4 protein-coding genes and 1 tRNA gene are annotated in these 3,521 nt (G+C 70.3%); 1 reads left to right on the forward strand and 4 read right to left on the reverse strand.

Going from position 1 to position 3,521, the window contains the following annotated elements:
- Window positions 1–106 precede the first annotated feature (106 nt).
- Window positions 107–191, forward strand: a tRNA-Leu gene (locus FNQ90_RS16470).
- Window positions 192–698: 507 nt separating this feature from the next.
- Here the strand turns inward: FNQ90_RS16470 and FNQ90_RS16475 are convergent.
- The 4 genes from FNQ90_RS16475 to rbsD all read right to left on the reverse strand — a co-directional run bounded on the left by FNQ90_RS16475 (window position 699) and on the right by rbsD (window position 3,479).
- The gene (locus tag FNQ90_RS16475) at window positions 699–1,181 is read right to left on the reverse strand and encodes a VOC family protein (protein ID WP_323380005.1); all 483 of its coding nucleotides are present in this window, start codon (window positions 1,179–1,181) and stop codon (window positions 699–701) included.
- A gap of 238 nt (window positions 1,182–1,419) precedes the next feature.
- Window positions 1,420–2,178, reverse strand: coding sequence for a GntR family transcriptional regulator (locus tag FNQ90_RS16480; RefSeq protein WP_182607082.1), 759 nt, complete (start codon window positions 2,176–2,178; stop codon window positions 1,420–1,422).
- A gap of 75 nt (window positions 2,179–2,253) precedes the next feature.
- Window positions 2,254–2,964 (reverse strand): deoxyribose-phosphate aldolase, encoded by a 711-nt coding sequence (deoC, locus tag FNQ90_RS16485; RefSeq protein ID WP_182607083.1) that lies wholly within the window; start codon window positions 2,962–2,964, stop codon window positions 2,254–2,256.
- 59 nt (window positions 2,965–3,023) lie between these two features.
- A complete protein-coding gene (gene rbsD, locus FNQ90_RS16490; RefSeq protein ID WP_182607084.1) occupies window positions 3,024–3,479 on the reverse strand; it encodes a D-ribose pyranase in 456 nt (151 codons plus the stop codon).
- Window positions 3,480–3,521: the final 42 nt, after the last annotated feature.

Genomic DNA, 3,521 nt, shown 5'->3' on the forward strand with positions numbered 1-3,521 from the left:
CCCCTCCCCCGGCCCGGCCCAAGGGTCGGCGGCGGTGATCGCGCGCCCCCGGACCTTTGCTAAGGTTTCCCCTGTCGCCGAGGGCAGGGCCCCGGCACGACACCTTGTCCGGGTGGCGGAATGGCAGACGCGCTAGCTTGAGGTGCTAGTGCCCTTTATCGGGCGTGGGGGTTCAAGTCCCCCCTCGGACACTCACGAAGGCCCCGGCTGTGCCGGGGCCTTTCCGCTGTGCGGGGTGACCGGGGCCCGGGCGCGCAGCAGGAGAGCTCCCGCATGGTCGGGCCGTAACCGGGGCCGCCCGCCCCGCTCGAACACCCTCCATGTCTCCATCGATTCGGAAAAATCGGGAAAACCTCGAGACGGAAATCCGGGTCCACCCGACCGCGGGACTTCCCCCCTTCCCCGATGGCCGGCTCTGTACCCGGGGACGCAGTTGCCCCAACATGTCCTTCAACGACGTGGCACGCGAGTCGTGGACGGTCCGGAACCGGTCGAAGGCTTTCACCCGATCGCCCTCGGCGTACCGCGTGTCCCGGGAACCGGGTATCGGCCGCCCTTGCGGGAGGATCCGGAAAGGACGCCGCACGTGGAGACCGAGGGCGGGGTTCCGGGAGTCACCCAACTCGATCACTCCCATGTCGACCGCCCTTCCGACGGAACGGACCATCGCCCCTCGGAGAGTTGTCCGCATCCAGTCCTCACGGGAAACGGCGGTCATCGCTCTCCTTCGGTTCGGGGAGAGCCGCGGAAAGGTTACGGGGGACGACCGCGGCGGGGAACCGTCCGGGTGTCGGAGGCGGATCCTCACCGAAAACCCATGGCGCCAGGACGACCGACCAACCGTCCGGGTCCCGGAGGACCGGAGCACCGCGTTCCGACCAGTACGGGTTGGCGGCGGAAACCGGCTCGTGGCCGTGGTCGGCGAGCCGCCGGGTGGTGGTGATCATCGCCTCGGGGCCCCGGAGGTAGAGCACGAGTTGATTCTCCGGATGGGGTTCGGGGATGCGTGGTGGATCACCGTGTTGGAGCAGTTCCATCTGCACCGGGGTTCCCGGTAGGCCGAGGACGACTCCGTCGTAGCCGCGCTTGCCACGCCATTCGGCGAGCACCGGTAGACCGAGGGCATCGCGGTAGAAGACGAGCACCTCGTCGTAGGCGGCGGTCGGGCGGGCGAAACGCACCGCCCCGATATCCGGGTGGGATGGCCGGGAAGGTCGCATGAGCCGATCCTGACAGCCGGCGGCGCGGGGGCGGTATCGTCCGGTGGACGGACCCTCGGGGCGAGGGTCCGAACATGTCGGTGCCCCTCTCCGCCTTTGGTCCCCCGTCGTCGGGGGTACGCCCCGGTCGACTCCGAATCCCCGGGGCCGGGCCATCCGGGGCCGCTCCGCGGGGTCGCTCCTCCACCGGCTCTCCCGGCTACCGGCGCTGGAGCAGGGAGGTGAGGTGGAGGCGTCCGCTGTGGATCCACACGTCCGAGTACTCCACCGGGCGGTCGTCCTCCAGGTAGGTGACCTGCTGGAGGTACTGCACCGGCGCGCCCGCGTCGAGTCCGAGCGCGGAGGCCACCTCCGGTGAGGCGGCTTCCGCGCTGAACGTCCGACGGGCCGTGTCGATCCGCAGGCCGTAGGTGTCCTCCAGGACGCCGAAGAGGCTGGATTGGGTGAAGTCGACCCGCTCGATGCCCGGCGCCACGTCGGCGCGCACGAAGTTGTGCAGCAGGGCCACGGGCCCGTCCACCGTGCTGCGCAGACGGACCAGCCTCAGGACCCTCGCCTCGGCCGGCAGGTCGAGCAGGGCCGCCACCGGCCGGGGCGGCGAGATCAGGACGCACTCCAGCACCTCGGTGAAGGTGACCACGCCCTGGCCGGCGAAATCCTCGGAGAGGGTGCTGAGTTTCTGGGCGATGGCGGGTTCGATGGTGGTGGAGGTGACGAAGGTGCCGCGCCCCCGGACCTGGCGCAGCAGTCCCTCCTCTATCAGCGTCGCCAGGGCACGACGGATGGTGCCCCGGCTGACGCCGTACTCGGCCGCCAGTTCCGGCTCACTCCGCAGGCGGTAGTGCGCGGGCCACTCCCCCGCGGCGATGTGGCGGCGGATGTGCTCCGAGATCTGGGCGTGGATCGCCCGGGGGACGTCACGCCTGATGGCGGGCTGCTCCCCGTCGCGGGCCGTCACGGTCTGCGTGCTCCTCTCGGATGCCCGGCCGCACGCCCCGCCGCGGCCGGGCCGCGGCGGGGCGCCGTCCGTTGGTCAGTAACTCGTCGTGGAGGCGTCGGCGGTCTCGGACACGATCGCCACGCCGGCGCTCGTACCCAGGAGGGAAGCGCCCGCGCGCAGCAGTTCCAGGCTCTGCTCGAACCCCTTGATCGCCCCGGACGCCTTCACCCGCACCCCGTCGCGTGCCCGGTCCACAAGGTACCGAATGCTCGCGGGATTCGCGGTCTCGATCTGGCCGCTGCTGGCGTTCTTCAGATAGGCCGCCCCGGCCTCCATGGACAGTTCGACGGCGGCCTCCCGTTCCGACTCGGTCAACAGGGGCAGTTCGAGCATGACCTTGACCGGCAGTCCGGCGGCCCTCACCACTCCCGCGATGTCCTCGCGGAAGGCGTCGTACATGCCGCTCTTCAGCCATCCGATCTGGACGCCGATGTCCAGTTGGGTGGCTCCCAGGCGGGCTATCTCTGCGGCCTCGGCCGCCTTTCCGGCGCTGGTGGTCACACCGACGGTGGGGAAGTCCAGCGCGGAGGCGACCCCGATGCCGGTGCCCTTCAGTTCCTCGGCGACGAGTGACACCCAGGTCGCGGGAACCATCGCGGCGTTGAAGCCGTACTCCGCGGCTTCCCGCGCGTGCTCGACCATCTCCGCCGCGGTGGACCGGGAGTCGATGCGGGTGTGCTGGATGTACGGCGCCAGGTCGGCCGGTCGGGCGAGCTGATCGACGTCGACGGTGGGTTCAGACATGAAAGGTGTCTCTCTTCGTTCTCTCGACGGCTCCGGTGGGACCGTCGCGTGATGCCCGGTCAGAGCTTGGACGCGTAGTGAGCGGGGACGACCACGTCGGTGCCCCCGAACCACTTGGGGACCTCGACGCCGCAGAACAGGCCGATGTTGCCCCAGGGCTCGTAGGCGCCGGTCCGGACGATGACCTTGGCCTGCCGCGCGACCTCGCCGAGCATCTCGGCGTGGGGCCGGGTGGTGAATTCGGCGTCGGTGAAGGTGCCCCGGACCCATTCGTCGAGCCGGGGGTTGTGGGTGGGCACGTCCTCGGCGCGGACGACCCCCTCGATGACGAGTTCCTCGGCGAGCAGACCGAGCACGGTGCGCAGGTCGGGCAGGTCCCGGGCGATGGCGAGGTCCACACGGTGGGCCTCGCGGGGGATCGGGAAGCCCGCGTCCACGACCATGATCAGGTCGGTGTGACCCAGGGTGGCGAGCGCCCCGCTCAGGCGGTCGTTCAGGATTCCGGTGCGCTTCATGCTGCCTTCCTTCTCGTGGTGTGGGGGCGTGGGGAGCGATGC

It is taken from the genome of Streptomyces alkaliphilus (assembly GCF_014141535.1).
GTDB lineage: Bacteria > Actinomycetota > Actinomycetes > Streptomycetales > Streptomycetaceae > Streptomyces > Streptomyces alkaliphilus.

What these genes read in the sequence shown, in the direction of transcription:
- deoC (WP_182607083.1), bottom strand. Translation starts at nt 2,964, where the DNA reads ATGTCTGAACCCACCGTCGACGTCGATCAGCTCGCCCGACCGGCCGAC.
- rbsD (WP_182607084.1), bottom strand. Translation starts at nt 3,479, where the DNA reads ATGAAGCGCACCGGAATCCTGAACGACCGCCTGAGCGGGGCGCTCGCC.